We start from the raw sequence: 17,658 nt of genomic DNA, 5'->3' as shown, positions 1-17,658 counted from the left end.
CGTTTCTGGCGTTGGGCGCCGTGCGTGGCACGGTTTTGCACTGTGACGCCATAACTCAAGATTTTGAACACTGGGGATTCCGTCGGATGCGTGATGCTGATCGATGCGCAATACGTTGCGGTAGGGAGCCGCTGGGCAGGGTGAAACGCCGTATCCAGCTGATATAGGCCTCTCGGTGCGCAGGCTGTAGTGCCCAACGCGCAAGCGGCCGCGCACTTGATCGAGCAACCGCGTCGGCGGACGTGCTGTTATGCCACTGTTTTTGGGGTGTATTTCATACGCCTGCGTCCTTGCTGGATAACACCGCAAGCATTCGCTTGGTCGCGGTCGCTTGCCATCGTGCAATCCGTGATCCCGGCTGGGATTTCCCCCATTCACAAAGCGCCAACGATCGAAGATACTCAGCGCAACACCGCATGTCGGCAGTCTAATAGTAGCTAAGCGGTACACGGGGGTTCAATGGACATTGACCTAATAGCAAAGATCGCCGCGCCGCTCTTGTCGCTGATTGTTGCGGCGCTCATCAAGCATTATTTGGAGGGTAAATCGCGCTTGGTGACATACATTGGTCACGTATCAGCCTTTCCCAACAACAACGCACCGCAGACGCACATGCATAGCGTCGTGCTTCAGAACGCTGGCAAAAAGTCGGCGGCTAATGTACGTGTCCCACACGGGGTACCTTTGACCAGTGTAAGCGTTCAAGTCAATCCCCCAATGCACTACAACTTTGAATTCAGTCCCTCCGGAACTTTTCAGATTTTGATACCGACCCTCGCGCCAAAAGAGCAGGTCACGATCTCGTACTTGTATCAGGAGCCAACGGTATGGAATCAAGTCTCATGGCCACCCAAGAGTGATGACGGACTCGCAGAGATTGTTCAGGCAATTCCTGCGCCGCGCCCCAACAAACTGGTGCGTTATTCCATCGTCGTCCTCTCGATGGTAGGGCTTTCGTACATTCTTTATTGGGCGGTTCGTTATGCGTTACAAAGTGCCGCCTAACAATTCATTCAAGCCGACGCCGCTTCGCGGTGCGGCTTAACTCAGGTGTTAGGTTGCTCATGAAGATTTGCGGAAAGTGCGGGAGCACACGCTTCAATAGCTGGGATTGCTGTATGGACTGCAGAAACCAGCGAGCCAAGGTGCGGCAGGCGCGTCTTGTGGCTAACGGCGGCAGCCACACCGCCAAGGAATGGAATTCGCTTCTCGCCCGGAGCCCGACCTGCGCCGAATGTGGGCGCTCTTGGTCTGAAATTCCGCCACGTCCGGATCCACGGTATAAGCACACATGGACCAAGGGCCATAAGTTGCCGGTCTACCACGGTGGGGAGGATTCAATCGAAAACATCCAGGCAGAGTGCTATGAGTGCAACTTCCGTAAGAACGCGGGCACTCTCAAAGGCCTGGCGGTCACAACCTAATAATTCGTCCAAGCCGACGCCGCTTCGCGGCGTGGCTTAACTTAGGTGTTAGGTTGCATACTCGACCACCTATCAATCTGGAGATTCAACCAATGGCATTTGTTGGTCAAACCGAAGAGCGGAAAATCAGCACGACCAACGGAAAGACCTACAAGATCTTCCTCACAGAACAGGTTGGTGGGCACTGGGTTGCAACAATTCTATATGCGAATAGTGGCGTCGTTACCACCCACAATGAGATCGCCCCCAGCAAAGCTGGTGCATATAAAAAGGCATCGGAATGGACGCTTGCCAACATTGATTGGAACGCCAGTGTTGAGAGTCTCTAAAGCGCCGTGCCGACCAATACGGCCTAACAATTCATTCAAGCCGAAGCCGCTTCGCGGGTCGGCTTAATTCCAGTGTTAGACGGTTCGGAGCGTCAGTGGCATCACCAATAGGGAGGCGAAGATGAACGCGAAAGATTTAATAAAAAATGCAGGATACGTATTTGCCGGTGTCGGAATAATTGTTCTTCCTGTAGCGTGGGTTTTCTTATTCGCCCTGTCGTCTTTTTCAATCGTGGGCAACCCAGCCCTACTCTGGTACACAAATCTCTGGCTAATCGGAGCTGCAACTTGGTTGCTATTTTTCCGGAAAGGCAACGCGCAGCGGCGCTTCGTGCTAGAAGTCAGTGTTTGGCTCGCCTCTGTGGGCTTACTCATCGCTGGGCTGCTCGTTCGTTGAGCTGGTCACCGCCTAACAATTCGTCAAAGCCGACGCCGCTTCGCGGCGCGGCTTAACTCAGGTGTTAGATTTCTATGAAAGACTCATGTCAATCCATTGCCAATGGATTCGTAGCCGACCCGTTTGGCTACAGCGCACTCGCTTGGCACAAGTGGGGTCTGCTGGCTACGGCGAGTGGCCATCCCATTGATATATCAAAGCCGCCGACCATCGCAGATTTGAAGAACCCTGTCCTCTGGCTTAGCCATGCCCACGCGCTCTCCGAGGCAGCAGTTCAACTGGTGAGAAACCCACCAAGCTTTGACAGCTTTCCACAAGACCTGAGAACCATCTGTCATAGCCAGTACCACGCGGTAGCTTTAATGCTTGTTGGCTACAGCCTCGAAGTCTGCCTGAAGGCCATGATCCTACTTAGGCTCGGCGCGGACGAGTTCACTAAACAAGAAAAGGACCATTTCCACCACAAGCTGGAAGAGCTTTCCGCTTTCATCCCAAACCTGGATGAGAAGGACAAGGCAATCCTCAAGGGGCTCTCTCATTTCGTGGTTTGGGCGGGCCGCTATCCAGACCCTGGATCAAGGCGCGTGAGTAACGCTGTCGATGTATTCGACCTCTCTGAGCAATACGAGATAAGCGGCAAAGATCTTTTTGGCTTATCCGCAAGAATAATGAAGTATGTTCAGGTAGCTGTTGGCTAGACAGCTAAAAATTCATTCAAGCCGAATCTGCTTCGCGGGTTCGCCTAATTCAGGCGTTAGGGATGGTCTGATCAACGCGGCCGGAGAGTGAAGTAAGACACATCGATTGCGCTGGCCGCGCTCAGATCTTCGATTTTTGGTCATTTTCGGCGCATTCTCGGGGTGTCGCCCCGATGACGGGCGCTCCTACCCCGCCGCAGGCATTAACTCTTTGCGCTTCAGCCATAGATTCGACAGTGCAAACAGCGTCAGCACCTGCGCGGTATTCTTCGCCAGACCGCGATAGCGCACCTTGACGTAACCAAACTGGCGCTTGATCACCCGAAACGGATGTTCCACCTTCGCCCGCAGGCTGGCCTTGGTGTGCTCCCAGCGCTTGGTCCATTGCAACGCACGCGCGCTATTGATCTGCTTGAGCTTGGACGGCTTCTCTGCAATCAGGTAGCGCAACTTGCGCTTGCCTGCCATCTCCGCGCGCTTGTCCAGCCCCGTGTAACCGCTATCCCCGCTGAGCGTGTCTTCCTTACCATGCATCAGCTTGTGCGCCTGCGTGATATCGGCGACGTTGGCTGCCGTGCATTCCACGTGGTGCACCAACCCGGACACATCGTCCACGCCGATATGCGCTTTCATCCCGAAGTAATACTGATTGCCCTTCTTGGTCTGATGCATCTGCGGATCACGCCTGCCGTCCTGGTTCTTGGTCGAACTGGGCGCTGAAATGATCGTGGCGTCTACGATCGTCCCGCCGCGCAGGCTCTGCCCCTTGCGCGATAAATGCGCGTTGACCCGGTTGAACAGCTTGCGCGCCAGATCGTGTTGCTCCAGCAAGGGGCGGAATTTGAGAATCGTGGTCTCGTCCGGCACCTCATCCAGGCCGCCGATCTTTGCAAAACGCCGCATCGACACCGTGTCGTACAGGGCTTCTTCCGCCGATGGATCGCTCAATGCGTACCACTGCTGCAGAAAGTGGATGCGCAGCATCGTCTCCAGCCGATACGGCTGTCGCCCGGGCTGCCCCGACTTTGGATAATGCGGTTCGATCAGCGCCAGCAGGTCCTTCCACGGCACCACCTGATCCATCTCGGCCAGAAATACCTCGCGCCGCGTCTGCTTGCGCTTGCCGTTGTACTCCGCGTCGCCGAAGGTCAGCTGCATCGAAATCGTCCGCTCGGTTCGTTGATCGATTGTCGCAGATCAGACTGCTTTGTTCAGACCTTCCCTAAGCGTCACAGATTCCAGTCGATCCGCATGCCTGCAATCAACGCGTTCTTGAGATCGTTGGTGCGGGTGGGTTCGTTGAACTGGTCCGGGTTGATGACGTAATGCAGGTTGGGGGCGATGCGCAGGCGCTTGGTGACCTGGATGCCGTAGCTGAGCTCCATCATGATCTGGTTGTCGGCCGGTGTGCCGGTGCCGCCGGCGGAGGCGCGCGCCAGGCGCAGGTTTTCCAGGGCCTCATCGCTGTACTTCTGCTGGGTGATCACGAACGCGATGTTGTCCTGCGGGCGGCTGGCGAATGTGCCTTTCTGCACCAGGCCCAGTTGCACGAAGTGGTCTTCGACGGCCTGGCCGCCGGTGCTCTTGAGGACGGCGGCAAAGACGGTCAGGCCCTGGGTGCCGGACGGGTCCGGGTTGGTGACCTGTTGTTCGAAGCGGCCGAACAGGCCCGAGCGGCCTTGCTTGTTTTCATAGTCCAGGCCGCTGAGCACGGCGGGGTTGCCGTTGCGGTCGCGCAGCGGGTCGGTGTAGTCGGAGTTGTCCTGCCAGCCGCCCAGTTCGTACATCGCCGCCAGCGTGCCGTCGCCGCCCTTGTTCTTGTAGCCGATGGCGTAGGGCACCACCACGCCGGTGGTGTCGTCAGTGCTCCACTTCAGGCCGTGCTGGCCGTCCTGCGCCTGCACCGGATTCACCTCGTAGGCGCCCACGTGCACATAGACCTTGGGCGTGACCCAGGCGGTGGCGTGCGCGGCCCAACTGGAGACCGGCCAGTAGGTGAAGTTGCTGGTGCGGAACACGAAGGTGGGGTTGCCGCAGGCCGAGTTGCCCTGGAAGTACTGGCACAGGTCCGAGCCGAGGAAGTGAATGTTGGCGACGCTGCGGCCGGCTTCCAGTTCCAGGCGGTCGTTGAAGAGTTTTTGCAGCAGGGTGAAGTTGGCCAGGCGCGTGCCCTGGCCGCCGTAGATTTCCTGCACCGAGGTGCTGTTGCCGATGCTGCTGTTGGACAGGTTGGTGCCGTGGCGGTTGGAGACTTGCAGCTTGACCGTGGCGCCGCCCCAGCCGAACAGGCGGTCCATGTCCACGTCGGTGCCGACCATCAGCTGGCCGGCGTAGGCGTCGCCGTTCTTGCGGCCGCCGTCGATCATCGAGGCGGCTTCGCCGGTGTAGCCCAGCTTGAGCTTGAAGGCATCGGCGGCCTCCTGCGCGTGGGCCAAGGGGGCCAGCGCCATGGCAAGCGACAGGCACAGCAGACGATGGGAAGCGCGGTGGGAGAGCAGGGCGGACATGGCAGGACTCCGAACAAAGAGGGCGTGGCCGAGGTGGCGAACGCGACAGCAAGGGCATGGGCAAGCCGTTGGCGGCGCGCGATCACTACGCGGCGCGGCGGTAACAGCAAGCAGGGGTGACGCGCGTCCGGCGCGTCGGATGCGGCGGCAGATGCCTGCCGCCGCGGGTTGGCTCAGGCGACGACGTCGGCCACCGGTTGCTTGAGCACGCGCAGGGCGATGGCAGTGACCACCACGCCGGCCAGCAAGGCCAGCACATACATCGCCAGGTGGGTCACGGCATTGGGAATCAGCAGCACGAAGATGCCGCCATGCGGTGCCTTCAGTTCGGCGCCGACCGACATCGAGATCGCGCCGGCCACCGCCGAGCCGATCACCAGCGCCGGGATGGTGCGCAGCGGGTCGCGCGCGGCATACGGAATCGCCCCTTCGGTGACGAAGGCCAGGCCGAGCACACCGGCGGCGGTGGCCGAGCCGCGCTCTTCCAGGGTGAAGCGGTTGCGGAAGACCCAGGTGGCCAGCGCGATACCCAGCGGCGGGGTCATGCCGGCCACCATGGCGGCGGCCATCGGCGTATAGACCTGGCTGGCGATCAGGCCGGTGGAAAACGCATAGGCGGCCTTGTTGACCGGCCCGCCCATGTCGAAGGCCATCATGCCGCCAAGCAGCAGGCCCAGCAGCAGCGCGCTGCTGCCCTGCATGCCGCGCAGCCAGGCGGTGAGCCAAGCCAGCAAGTCGGCGACCGGCTGGCCGAACACGTACATCATCGCCAGCCCGACCAGCAGGGTGCCGAGGACCGGCAGGATCAGCACGGGCTTGAGTCCTTCCAGGTTACGCGGAAGCTTGATGTAGCGGTTGAGCGCGGCCACGCCGTAGCCGGCGATAAAGCCGGCGATGATTCCGCCGAGGAAGCCGGCATTGAGGTTGGCGGCGACCAGGCCGCCGATCATGCCGGGCGCGATGCCGGGGCGGTCTGCGATGGAATAGGCGATATAGCCGGCCAGCGCGGGCACCATCAAGGTGAAGCCGGCCTTGGCGCCGATCTGAAACAGCGACCAGGCCAGCGTGCCCTGGTGCGCGTCGTCGCCGGCGTAGATGCCGCCGAGTGCAAATGCCAGCGCGATCAGCAGGCCGCCGGCAGTGACGAATGGCAGCATGAACGACACGCCGGTCATCAGATGCTTGTAGGCGCCGGTGCGGCCGTTGCCCTTGCTCGCGGCGGCGCTGGTGGCGGTGCCGGTGGCAGGTGCCGTGCCGCCGTGCACGCTGGCTTCGGCCAGTGCCTTGTTGATCAGCGCCGGGCCGTCGTTGATGGCTGGCTTGGTGCCGCTCTTGAACAAGCGCTTGCCAGCGAACCGGGCCAGGTCGACCTCGCGGTCGGCGGCGATGATGACCACATCGGCCGCGCGGATTTCGGCGTCGGTGAGCGCGTCCTGCGCGCCGACCGAGCCCTGGGTTTCCACGCGCATCTGGTAACCGAGCTTCTTGGCAGCCTGCTGCAGGCCTTCGGCGGCCATGAAGGTGTGCGCGATGCCGGTGGGGCAGGAGGTGATGGCCACGATGCGCTTGCTGCCGGTGCCGGCGGCTGCCGACCCGGTGGCCGAGGCGGGCGCGGCCAATTGACCGACCGCCGCGGCCGGGTCGTCCAGCACGGCCCCCAGGCTCAGCTGCAGCAGCTGTGCGTCGCCGAAGCGCGCGGTGTCGGCATCGGCATCGCCGACCACCAGCACCTGGGTGGCCGCGCTGGCCAGCTCGCTCGGCAAGGCGCCGAGCACGCCCTGGTCGCTGCGGATTTCGATCGTCACGCTGCGCCCGGCGGCGGTGGCCGCACGGCGCAGCGCTTCGGCCGCCAGGACGGCTTCGGTACTGCGTTCGCCGGCGGCGATGACCACGATGGAAGAGGACATGGCAAGACTCCTGCTGTATTGCGGTCGCCGGTGTGGCCGGCGGGGGAATTCGATGGGGTTAGGCGAACGTGCGACGCGTGCCGGGCGTGCCATTGGTCGCGGTGCGCCGTGCGCGTGGCGACCTGCGGTCTGGCCGCGCCTGCAGGGACCGGCTCACGACACGGTCTCGATCACGACCTCGGCGGCGGCACGCCGCACGCCGTCGGCGGTGAGTCGGCGTGCATCGCCGCTTTCCAGCCGGCACATCGAAAACGCCGTGGCCAGCCGCGCGCACTGCGCCAGGTCGGTGGCGGCATCCAGCAGCGCTGCCGCCAGTCCGGCCACCATCGCATCGCCGGCACCGACGCTGCTGCCCTGGGCCAGGCGAGGGGGGCGCGCGATCAGGCGCTGGTCGCGCTGCACGAACAGGGCGCCGTCGGTGCCCATCGAAATGACCACCAGCTGGATGCCGCGCGCGAGCAGTTCGTGCGCGGCGGCGCCAAGCGCGGCGCGGTCGGTCAACGGCCGGCCGGTCCATGCTTCCAGTTCGTGCCGGTTGGGCTTGACCGCATACGGCAGTGCGTCGCGTGCGGCATCCAGCGCGGCCACCAGCGGCGCGCCGCTGGTATCGAGCAACACCCGTGCGCCGGCCGCGCTGGCCTGGGCCTGCAATCGCGCCCAGCTGTCGGCCGGCAGTCCGGCCGGCAGGCTGCCGGACAGCACCACCGGTAGGCCGGGGCGCAGCAGCGGTGCAAGCTGATCGGCCACGCCTTGCAGGTGCGCGCCGCTCAACTGCAGGCCGGGCAGGTTGATGTCGGTGGTGTCGTTGCTGCGCGCTTCCACCAGCTTGAGATTGGTGCGGGTTTCGCCGGACACGCGCTGGCAGTGATCGACGATGCCGCGCTCGCGGAACAGCGCTTCGAACACGCCGGCATTGCCGCCGCCGAGCACGCCGAGTGCGGCCACAGCGGTGCCCCAATCGGCCAGGCAAGCAGCGACATTGATGCCCTTGCCACCGGCATCGTTGCGCACGCTGCTAGCGCGATGCACGGCGCCGGGTTGCAGGCTGTCGAGCTGGATGGTCTGGTCGATCGCCGGGTTCAGCGTGACCGTGATGGCCTGTAGGCTCATGCCGCGTCCTTGCGCTTGGCTTCCAATGCGCGCACCTGTTCGGCGGTTTCGCAGTCCAGCGCCTGCTCGGCCAGCTGCTGCAGCTGGTGCATCGAGGCGCCACGCAGGCGCGCCTTCACCGCCGGGATATCGTTGGGCGTCATCGACAACTCCTGCACGCCCAGGCCAGCCAGCAGGCTGGCGCCGAACGCATCGCCGGCCAGGCCGCCGCATACGCCGACCCAGCGGCCGTGCTTGCGCGCGCCTTCAATGGTGCTGCGGATCATGCGCAGCACCGCCGGGTGCAGGCTGTCGGCCTCGGCGGCCAGTTCCGGGTTCTGGCGGTCGATCGCCAGCACGTACTGGGTGAGGTCGTTGGTGCCGATCGAGAAGAAGTCTGCATGGCGCGCCAGCACGTCGGCCTGGGCGGCGGCGGCCGGCACCTCGATCATGATGCCGATCGGCACCTCCGGCGCGTCGAGCTCGGCGCGGAGGCGTGCGCAGATGTCGCGCAGGGCGATCAGCTCCGGCACCGAAGTGATCATCGGGAACATGATCGACAGCCGCGCGCCGTCCTTGGCCGCGCGGTACAACGCACGCAGCTGCGGTTCGAGCAGGTCCGGGCGGCGCAGCAACAGGCGCGCACCACGCACGCCCAGGAACGGGTTTTCTTCGTGCGGCAGTTCCAGATGTGCCACCTGCTTGTCGCCGCCGATATCCAGCGCACGCACGATCAACGGGCGGCCGTCCAGCGCCTGCGCCATTGCCAGATAGGTGGCGTGCTGTTCGTCTTCGCTGGGGGTACGGCCGCTTTCCAGGAACAGGAATTCGGTGCGCATCAGGCCCACGCCTTCGGCGCCCTGGGTCAGCGCCATCGCCACCTGGTCGGGCAGGTTGACGTTGGCGCCGATGTCGATGTGGTGGCCATCGGTGGTTGCGGCCGGCAATGCGCGCTGCGCGGCTTCGCGCTCGCGGATAGCCTGCTGCTCGGCGATGTGGGTGCGCGCCGCGTCCAGATCCAGCTCGGAGGGGTTGAGGTACAGGCGCCCGCTGCTGCCGTCGATGATGGCGGTGGCGCCGTCTTCGATATCCAGCAACTGGCCGCCGGCCGCGACCAGCGCCGGCAAGCCCAGGGTGCGCGACAGGATCGCGGTATGCGAGGTCGGCCCGCCCTGCGCGGTGGCCAGGCCAAACACGCGGGCGGTATCCAGATTGGCGGTGTCCGAGGGCGACAGGTCGCTGGCCAGCAGGATGCACGGCTGCTCGGGCAGGTCGGTCAGCCCGGCGCCGGCAGCGGCCGGGTCGAGCTGGGCCAGCACGCGGCGGCCGACATCGCGCAGGTCGGCCGCGCGGCCGGCCAGCACCGGGTTGCCCAGCGCGGCCAGGCCGGAGGCCATCTGTTCGACCGCCTGATGCCACGACCACGCCACGCCGTGGCCTTCGACCATCAGCTGGCAGGTGCGGGTGATCAGGTCGGTGTCGTTGAGCAGTTCGGCCTGGGCCTTGAAGATGGCCGCGTCCGAGGCGCCAAGGCGGCGCTGGGTGTCGTCCTGGATGGCTGCCAGCTGCTGGCGGGTGCGGGTCAGCGCGTCGTGCAGCAATGCGCCGCCATCCCCCAGGCCCACCGGTTGATCGGCCACTTCGGTCTGCGCGGCGCGCAGGCGGTGCACGATGCCGATCGCCACGCCCGGGCTGGCGCCGATACCGACGATGGCCGGCTGCGCCTGTGGCGGGGTCCAGCCGACCACCGGGGCGGCGCGGCGCTGCGCGGCTCGCTCGGCATCGGCCTTTTCCTGCGCGGTCAGGCTGTCCATCACGGCGCGCAGGCGCTTGAGCAGGGCGGGTGCATCAGCGCCTTCGGCCGAAACGGTGATGCTGTCGCCGGCACGCAGGCCCAGCTGCAACAGGCCGACCAGGCTCTTGGCATCGGCGGCCTGGTCGCCGGCACGCACTTGCGCCCGCGCGGAGAAGCCGCGTGCGGTCTCGGCCCAGCGGGTGGCCGGGCGGGCGTGCAGGCCGCTGGGATAGGCAATCGTCCACTCGAAGCGTTCGGCCAGGTCGGTGGCCGGCGCGGCGCTGGCGTCCGGCGCGCGGTCGCCGGTGAGCGCGGCCACGATGACGGCGGGGTCGTCGGTGCTGAACAGCGCTTCCAGCTGGGCCGGGTCCTGGATCAGCCGGGTCAGGCGGCGCAGCAGGGTGATGTGGGTGTCGGACTGGGCAGCAATGCCGACCACCAGGCGGGTGGTCTGGCCGGGGTTCCACTCCACGCCGTCGCGCAGCTGCAGGACGGCGATGCCGTCGCGGCGCACCAGATGGCGGTCTTCGCCCACCCCATGCGGGATGGCCAGGCCGTGGCCCAGAAACGTGTTCGCCAGGCCTTCGCGGCGGCGCATGCTGGCGTCGTAGCCGGGCGCCACGCAGCCGGCGGCCACCAGCAATTGCGCGGCCTGGGCAATGGCATCGTCCTTGTCGCGGGCCTGCGCATGCAGACGGATGAGCTCGGGAGTCACGGGGGCGGGCGACGGAGAGGACAAGGCGGGCTCCGATTGGGGGATCAGGCTGGGAAGTATAGTGGGAACGTTCCCACGTCTCAGGTCAATGTGCGGTGCACAAAATCCTTGTAGTGCTTTCGGGTTAGGATCAGAGGCGACACCGCACCTGGGTCAGGTGCGCGAATGGAGCGGGAACGGTCCCAGTGAGTATCAGCATCAATGACGTGGCCCGGGTGGCCGGTGTGTCCAAGTCCACGGTCTCGCGCGCCCTGGGTACCGGGCCGGTGAGCGAAGAGGTGCGGGCCAAGGTCGAGGCTGCTGTCCGCCAGACCGGCTATCGCCCCAACCTGATGGCGCGACGGCTGCGCTCCCAGCAGTCCGGCATCCTGGGTGTGATCGTGGCCGACATCCGCAACCCGTACTTCACTGCGCTGATCCGCTCGGTGGAAGAGGTCGCTTACCGTGCCGGTATGCGCGTGACCCTGTGCAATACCGATGAAGATCCCGAGCGCGAGGCGCTGTATCTGGAGCTGATGCAGGAAGAGCGCATCACCGGGCTGATCTTCGCCCCGACCCGGGTCACCGTGGGGCGCATGCACGAACTGGCCCTGGATTACCCCACCGTGCTGGTCGACCGTGCCGGCCCCGGCAGCCGCTACGACAGCGTGGTGCTGGACAATGCCGCGGCCATGGGCGAACTGGTGGCGCACCTGCAGGGGCAGGGCTACCGGCGCATCGGCGGGTTGTTCGGCAGCACCAGTACCACGGCGGCCGAGCGCCGCGACGGTTACCTGGCCGCGATGCGCGCGCAGGGCCTGAGCCCGGATTATCGCGAAGTGGCGCCCACCGCCGAGGCGGCCATTGCCGAGCTGGAGCAGTGGCTGGCCAACGATGACCGCCCCGAAGCCATCGTCACCAGTAACAGCCTGCTGCTGATGGGCGCGCTGAAGGCCGCACGCACCGCCGGCCTGCGCCTGCCGCACGATCTGGCCCTGGCCGGGTTCGACAACGAGCGCTGGACCGATCTGGTCGAACCGGGCATCACCGTGGTCGAACAGCCGGTCGAAGACATGGGCCGCGCGGCGATGTCGCTGCTGCTCGAGCGGCTGGGTAGCCCGCAATTGCCGATCCGCCGCATGGTCATGACCGGGCGCTGCGTGGTGCGCGGCTCCACCGGCGCGCGCCCGCGCACCTAGCCGCCGTCGTCGTGGGAGCGCACCCGGGCGCGAGGGGGGATCGGTGGAGCCCATCGCGCCAGGGGCGCTCCTACAAGTGCCTGGCGGGTGTTGCGGATCGCGCAGTGCGGCCTTGCCCGAGCACGGCATGTCACCAATCCCCCCCCATCGTAGGAGCGCACCCGGGCGCGACGGGCGTTACCGGTCATGCCCGTCGCGCCCGGGTGCGCTCCTACGAGCTATCACTGTTGCGCAGGCCAAAAAAAGCCCCGGCAGTGCCGGGGCTTTTCGTTCTAGGCCTGTCCGGGATCAACGATCCGGGCGATGCGTGCCCGAGTCGTTCTGTGCGACCAGATATTCCTTGGACTGCTCGTCCAGCTTGTCGCCCAGCATGCGGCGTACCACCACGAAGAACAGCGGGATGAAGATCACGCCGAGCACGGTGGCGAACACCATGCCGCCGATCACGCCGGTACCGATGGAGTGACGCGAGTTGGCGCCGGCACCGGTGGAAATGGCCAGCGGCAGCACACCCAGGATGAACGCGAACGAGGTCATCAGGATCGGGCGGAAACGCAGATGCGCCGCTTCCAGGGTTGCCTCGCGCAGGGTCTTGCCTGCTGCGCGCTGCTCCACCGCAAATTCCACGATCAGGATCGCATTCTTCGCAGCCAGACCAATGACCGTGATCATGCCGATCTTGAAGTACAGGTCGTTCGGCAGACCGCGCAGCATCGAGAACACGATCGCACCCAGCACGCCGATCGGCACCACCATCAGCACCGCCACCGGAATCGACCAGCTCTCGTAGAGTGCCGCCAGGCACAGGAACACCACCACCACCGACAGCGCCAGCAGCAGCGTCGCCGCGTTACCAGCGATGATTTCCTGGTACGACATGCCGCTCCAGTCGAAACCGAAGCCCGGTGGCAGGTCGTTGTTGACGATCTCTTCCATCGCCGTCATCGCCTGACCGGAGCTGCCGCCCGGCGCCGGGTTGCCGACGATGTTGACCGCCGAATACCCGTTGTAGCGGTTCAATGCCGGCGAGGCGTAGGTCCATTCGGCCTTGACCACATTGCTCAGCGGAATCATCCCGGGTTGGCCGTCGGCGCCTACCGCGGTCGTGCTCGGGCTGAAGAAGTTGCGCAACGACTCGGGGCCGGTGCGGAACTGGTCGTCGGAGCGGATGTTGACGCGCTTGATGCGGCCTTCGGAGAAGTAGTCGTTGACATACACCGGTGCCAGCATCAGCTGGATCGAGTTGTAGATGTCGCTGACATCCAGCCCCATCGACTGCGCCTGCACGCGGTCCACGTGCAACTGCAGCTGCGGCGCGTTTTCCAGCCCGTTCGGGCGCACGCCCACCATGGTGTCGGCCTTTTCCGCCGCCTTGCCCAGCACGATGTTGCGCGCCTGGGTCAAGGCCTCCTGGCCGGCACCGGCGCGGTCCTGCAACCACATGTCGAAGCCGCCGAACTGGCCCAGGCCCTGCACGGTGGGCAGGTTGACCACGAAGATCTGCGCGCCCTTGATGCCGTAGAAGGCGCCGTTGAGCTGCTGGATCAACTGCTCGGCAGTGACGTCACGCTCTTCCCACGGCTTGAGCCGGATGAAGCCCATGCCCACGTTTTCGCCCGAGCCCAGGAAGCTGAAACCGGCGATCTGCAGCATGCCTTCCACGGCCGGCTGCTTCTCCAGCACCGCACGCATCTGCGCGAAGGCTTCGTTGGTACGGATCTTGGTTGCGCCCGGCGGCAGCTGCACGATCGCCACCGCAAAGCCCTGGTCTTCTTCGGGCAGGAAGCTGCTCGGCATGCGCGTGAACAGGAAGCCGCACAGCACCACCAGCACCACGAACACGATCATCCACGGCGGCGAGCGCTTCAAGGTGTGGCCGACCACGCCCACATAGCGGTGCGCCAGCTTGTCGTAGTACTTGTCGAAGGTGCGGTAGACCCAGTTCTTCTTGTCCGAATGGGTGGCCTTGAGGAAGCTGGCGCACAACGCCGGGGTAAAGGTCAGCGCCAGGAACGCGGAGAAGCCCATCGACATGGCGATGGTCAGCGCGAACTGCTTGTAGATCGCACCGGACGCACCGGGCTGCAGCGAGGAGGGGATGAACACCGCCGCCAGCACCACGGTGATGGCCACCACCGCGCCGGTGATCTGGGTCATCGCCTTCTGCGTGGCTGCCTTGGGCTCCAGATGCTCCTCGCTCATGATGCGTTCGACGTTCTCGATCACCACGATCGCGTCATCGACCACGATGCCGATCGCCAGCACCATCGCAAACAGCGTCAGCTGGTTGATGGTGAAGCCGATGGCGTACATGCCGAAGAAGGTGCCCAGCAGCGCGACCGGAATCACCAGGGTCGGGATGACCGTGGCGCGGAAGTTCTGCAGGAACAGCAGCATCACCAGGAATACCAGCACGATGGCTTCGGCCAGCGTGTGGACCACTTCCTCGATGGAGATGCGCACGAAGGTGGTCGACTCGTACGGCGCAAACCAGCTCACGCCCTGCGGGAAGGTGGGCTGCAGTTCGTCGAGCTTGGCACCGACCGCCTCGGACACGTTCAGCGCATTGGCGCCCGGCAACAGCTGGATGCCGAACGCACCGGTGGGCTTGCCGTTGTACTGGGTGTCGAAGCCGTAGTTGCTGGGGCCGACCGAGACGCGTGCGACGTCCTTCAGGCGCACGGTGGCGCCATTGTTGTCGGTGCGCAGGATGATGTTCTCGAACTCTTCCGGCGAGCTGAAACGCCCCTCCGCCGACACCGTGGCCGTGAAGCTGATGCCTTGCGGGGTCGGGTCGGCGCCGACCGAACCGGCGGCGAACTGCACGTTCTGGTTGCGTACCGCGGTCAGCACCTGGGTGGCCGACAGGTTGTAGCCCTGCAGCTTCTCCGGGTTCAACCAGATGTTCATCGCGTACTCGGCGCCGAACTGGTTGGTGCTGCCGACGCCGGGTACACGCGAGATCTGCTCGAGCACGCGCGAACCGACGATGTCGTTGAGCGCGTCGCGGTCGATCGACGGGTTGTCCGAGCGCAGTGCCGCCACCATCAGGAAGCCGGCGTTGGCCTTGGCCACCACCACGCCCTGCTGGGTCACTTCCGAGGGCAGGCGCGGCGTGGCCAGCGACACCTTGTTCTGCACCTGCACCTGCGCGATATCCGCGTCGGTGCCGGTTTCGAAGGTCAGCGTGATGGTGACGCGGCCGTTGGACGCCGACGACGAGTTGAAATAGAGCAGGTGGTCGATACCGGTGAGCTGCTGCTCGATGACCTGCGTGACCGCCTTTTCGGCGGTGTCGGCGCTGGCGCCGGGGAAGTTGGCGGTGACGGTGACCTGCGGCGGGGCAATCGTGGGGTACGACTCGATACCCAGATTGAGGATCGAGATCACGCCGGCAAGCGAGATCAGGATCGCCACCACCCAGGCAAAGATCGGGTGTTCGATAAAAAACTTAGGCATGTCCGGGTTCCGTCACTGCTGCTTGGACTGGGAGTCGGCCGGCTGCGCGGCCGCGTCCTGCTTGGGCTGCTCCTGCGCCGCCGGTGCCGCGGCATCGGCCGCGTCGGCGGCCGGTGCGGCCTGCGTATTGCCGGCCTGGCCTGCGGCGGGTGCCGCGCCGGGAGCGCCCGGCTGACCGGGCTGGCCGCCTGCGGCCGGCTTGTTCGGGTCCCACGGCACGCCCTTGGCCGGCTGCCCTTCCTTGGCCTTCTGCACGCCATCGACGATGACCTGGTCGCCCGGTGCCACGCCGCCGGTCACGATCCACTGGCCCTGCTGCTGGCCGTCCACGGTAAGGTTCTTGCGCACCACCTTGCCGTCCTTGCCCAGCACCAGCGCATACGCGCCGGTCGCATCGCGCTGCAGCGCCTGTTGCGGCACCAGATAGGCGTTGTTGCGCTGGCCAAGGCTGGCCTTGAAGGTGACGAAGGCACCCGGCAGCAGCGACAGTTCCGGGTTGGGCAGGGTGGCGCGCAGCGACACCGCACCGGTGCTCGGGTCCACCGTCACCGCCGACACGTCCAGGGTGCCGGGGTGCTGGTATTGGGTGCCGTTGCCCAGTTCCACGTTGATGGTGGACTTGCCGTCGCCGCTGAGCTGCACGTTGCCGCTGCTCTGGGCCTGGCGCAGCGAGGCCAGTTCTTCGCTGCTCATCGCGAAGTTCACGTACAGCGGGTCGATCTGGTCGACCGTGGTCAGCAAGGTGGCTTCGCCGGCGCCGACCAGGGCGCCTTCGGTCACCCGCTGGATGCCGGCGCGGCCGGTGATCGGCGAGGTGACGCTGGCGAAGCCCAGCTGGATCCGGGCGGCCTCGACCGCGCCGCGCGCCTGCTGCACGTTGGCGCCGGAGGAGCGTTCGGTGGCTTCGGCGTTATCGATGTCCGCGCGCGAGACGTACTGCTGCGGCGCCAGGCTGCGCGCGCGCTTGGCGGCGATCTGGGCATTGGCATAGGTCGCTTCGGCCGCGGCCAGCTGGCCCTGGGCCTGCAGCAGGGTGGCCCGCAGCGGCATCGGGTCGATCTCGAACAGCGGCTGGCCTTCCTTGACGTCAGTGCCTTCGGTGTACAGGCGCTTGAGCAGCACCCCGTCCACGCGGGCGCGCACGTCGGCCGAGCGGAACGCCGACAGGCGGCCCACCAGGTCGCGTTCCAGCGGCAGCGTCTGCGGCTTCATTTCCAGCACCGACACTTCCGGCGGCGGCGGCGCCTGCTGCTGTTCGGGCTTGCTGCAGGCAGCGAGCGCCGCGGTGATGGCCAAGGCCAGGCCGAAGGTGCGGAGCGGGGCAATCATCAGGAGGAACTCCGTTAGGGTCTTGAAGTGAGAAAAGAAAGCGGGGCCGGCGCAGGCGCGGCAGGTGCCGCGGCAAACGCCCGCATAAAGGTGTCGACGGCGAACTGCGCCCACTGCTGCCTGGCGGGTAGGCCGGCGCGATGGGGAACTTGAAACCGTTGGCGATCGAAATCCAGCCCGACGATCATGCTCAGCAGCAGCTCGGCCATGAAGTGCGGATCGTCATGGCGCAGCTGGCCGGCCGCCATCGCCTGTTCGAAGCGATGCGCCAGACGTCGCTGCATGCCGACCACGCCTTCGTGGAAAACTTGCCGGGACTGATCCGGGAACCGATGCGACTCGGCTTCCAGCAGACGACAGGTCTGTAGCACATCTGGGCTGTTCAGACGGTCAAGATGGGCCAGCGCAAAGGCCAGCAGGTCCTCGCGCAGATCGCCGGAGACCGCGTCCAACGGCACCGTGGCCAGGTGCACGTGGTCCTGTAGCACATCGCGCAGCAGGTTCTCCTTGCAGCCGTAGTGACTGTAGAGCGTCTGCTTGGAACAGCCGGCGCGCTCGGCCACCGCGTCCATGCTCAGCCGCATTCCGCGTTCGGCAAGCAAGGTATGCACGGCAGCGTGGATGCGGCGATCGCAGTCCGAACGCCGGGCAGCACGGGGGGAACGAGGGGTCATGGCGGTAGACTATACCGTCCAGTTTAGTTTTTAAACAGCCTTGACGTAGGCCGTCCGGTCTGCACAACGCCTTGTGTGCCAAGCGTCGCGCCGGACTTTGCCGGATCTGGCGATCGGCGGCGGCGCCCGGCCGGGCAGCGGCGGGAAACTTCAGACC

13 protein-coding genes are annotated in these 17,658 nt (G+C 65.3%); 5 read left to right on the top strand and 8 right to left on the bottom strand.

The annotated features are described in order from the left end of the window. The first annotated feature begins 459 nt into the window (after nt 1-459). The 4 genes from XnspCFBP7698_RS21280 (at nt 460) to XnspCFBP7698_RS02635 (ending at nt 2,848) form a co-directional block, all read left to right on the top strand. The gene (locus tag XnspCFBP7698_RS21280; RefSeq protein WP_146093162.1) at nt 460-1,005 is read left to right on the top strand and encodes a hypothetical protein; all 546 of its coding nucleotides are present in this window, start codon (nt 460-462) and stop codon (nt 1,003-1,005) included. A 511-nt stretch (nt 1,006-1,516) separates the two neighbouring features. Continuing rightward, complete coding sequence (locus tag XnspCFBP7698_RS21275) at nt 1,517-1,753, top strand: hypothetical protein (protein ID WP_146093164.1); 237 nt, start codon at nt 1,517-1,519, stop codon at nt 1,751-1,753. A gap of 121 nt (nt 1,754-1,874) precedes the next feature. Then, nucleotides 1,875-2,150 carry a hypothetical protein gene (locus XnspCFBP7698_RS21270; RefSeq protein WP_146093165.1) on the top strand — a complete coding sequence of 92 codons (276 nt, stop codon included), beginning with the start codon at nt 1,875-1,877 and terminating at the stop codon, nt 2,148-2,150. Nucleotides 2,151-2,224: 74 nt separating this feature from the next. Continuing rightward, nucleotides 2,225-2,848, top strand: a complete 624-nt coding sequence (locus XnspCFBP7698_RS02635) for a hypothetical protein (RefSeq protein WP_104579570.1) — start codon at nt 2,225-2,227, stop codon at nt 2,846-2,848. 186 nt (nt 2,849-3,034) lie between these two features. Here the strand turns inward: XnspCFBP7698_RS02635 and XnspCFBP7698_RS02630 are convergent, their stop codons facing one another. The 5 genes from XnspCFBP7698_RS02630 to ptsP all read right to left on the bottom strand — a co-directional run bounded on the left by XnspCFBP7698_RS02630 (nt 3,035) and on the right by ptsP (nt 10,885). Next, complete coding sequence (locus tag XnspCFBP7698_RS02630) at nt 3,035-4,006, bottom strand: IS5 family transposase (protein WP_104579571.1); 972 nt, start codon at nt 4,004-4,006, stop codon at nt 3,035-3,037. A gap of 71 nt (nt 4,007-4,077) precedes the next feature. Then, a complete protein-coding gene (locus tag XnspCFBP7698_RS02625; protein ID WP_199680020.1) occupies nt 4,078-5,355 on the bottom strand; it encodes a carbohydrate porin in 1,278 nt (425 codons plus the stop codon). A gap of 173 nt (nt 5,356-5,528) precedes the next feature. After that, on the bottom strand, nt 5,529-7,262 hold the full coding sequence (locus XnspCFBP7698_RS02620; protein WP_104579572.1) for a fructose-specific PTS transporter subunit EIIC: 1,734 nt from the start codon (nt 7,260-7,262) through the stop codon (nt 5,529-5,531). Nucleotides 7,263-7,415: 153 nt separating this feature from the next. Continuing rightward, nucleotides 7,416-8,372, bottom strand: a complete 957-nt coding sequence (gene pfkB, locus XnspCFBP7698_RS02615; protein ID WP_039407370.1) for a 1-phosphofructokinase — start codon at nt 8,370-8,372, stop codon at nt 7,416-7,418. Further along, the gene (gene ptsP / locus XnspCFBP7698_RS02610; protein ID WP_104579573.1) at nt 8,369-10,885 is read right to left on the bottom strand and encodes a phosphoenolpyruvate--protein phosphotransferase; all 2,517 of its coding nucleotides are present in this window, start codon (nt 10,883-10,885) and stop codon (nt 8,369-8,371) included. Before ptsP ends, pfkB begins: the two co-directional genes overlap by 4 nt. Nucleotides 10,886-11,046: 161 nt before the next feature. Here ptsP and XnspCFBP7698_RS02605 point away from each other — a divergent pair, with 161 nt between their 5' ends. Next, a complete protein-coding gene (locus XnspCFBP7698_RS02605; RefSeq protein WP_104579574.1) occupies nt 11,047-12,039 on the top strand; it encodes a LacI family DNA-binding transcriptional regulator in 993 nt (330 codons plus the stop codon). Between the two features lie 288 nt (nt 12,040-12,327). On the opposite strand, the gene XnspCFBP7698_RS02600 is transcribed toward XnspCFBP7698_RS02605, so the two are convergent. From XnspCFBP7698_RS02600 to XnspCFBP7698_RS02590, 3 genes are read right to left on the bottom strand one after another with little or no spacing between them, the layout of a single operon-like run. Next, the gene (locus XnspCFBP7698_RS02600) at nt 12,328-15,498 is read right to left on the bottom strand and encodes a multidrug efflux RND transporter permease subunit (protein ID WP_039407364.1); all 3,171 of its coding nucleotides are present in this window, start codon (nt 15,496-15,498) and stop codon (nt 12,328-12,330) included. A gap of 12 nt (nt 15,499-15,510) precedes the next feature. Next, nucleotides 15,511-16,827: an efflux RND transporter periplasmic adaptor subunit gene (locus tag XnspCFBP7698_RS02595; protein ID WP_104579575.1), complete on the bottom strand. Its 1,317-nt coding sequence runs from the start codon at nt 16,825-16,827 to the stop codon at nt 15,511-15,513. A 14-nt stretch (nt 16,828-16,841) separates the two neighbouring features. Next, nucleotides 16,842-17,501 carry a TetR/AcrR family transcriptional regulator gene (locus XnspCFBP7698_RS02590; RefSeq protein ID WP_104579576.1) on the bottom strand — a complete coding sequence of 220 codons (660 nt, stop codon included), beginning with the start codon at nt 17,499-17,501 and terminating at the stop codon, nt 16,842-16,844. Nucleotides 17,502-17,658: the final 157 nt, after the last annotated feature.

The sequence above is a fragment of the Xanthomonas sp. CFBP 7698 genome (assembly GCF_003600855.1).
GTDB lineage: Bacteria > Pseudomonadota > Gammaproteobacteria > Xanthomonadales > Xanthomonadaceae > Xanthomonas > Xanthomonas cannabis.
Note: the sequence above shows the minus strand (reverse complement) of the source record. Positions and strands in the feature narration are given on the sequence as shown.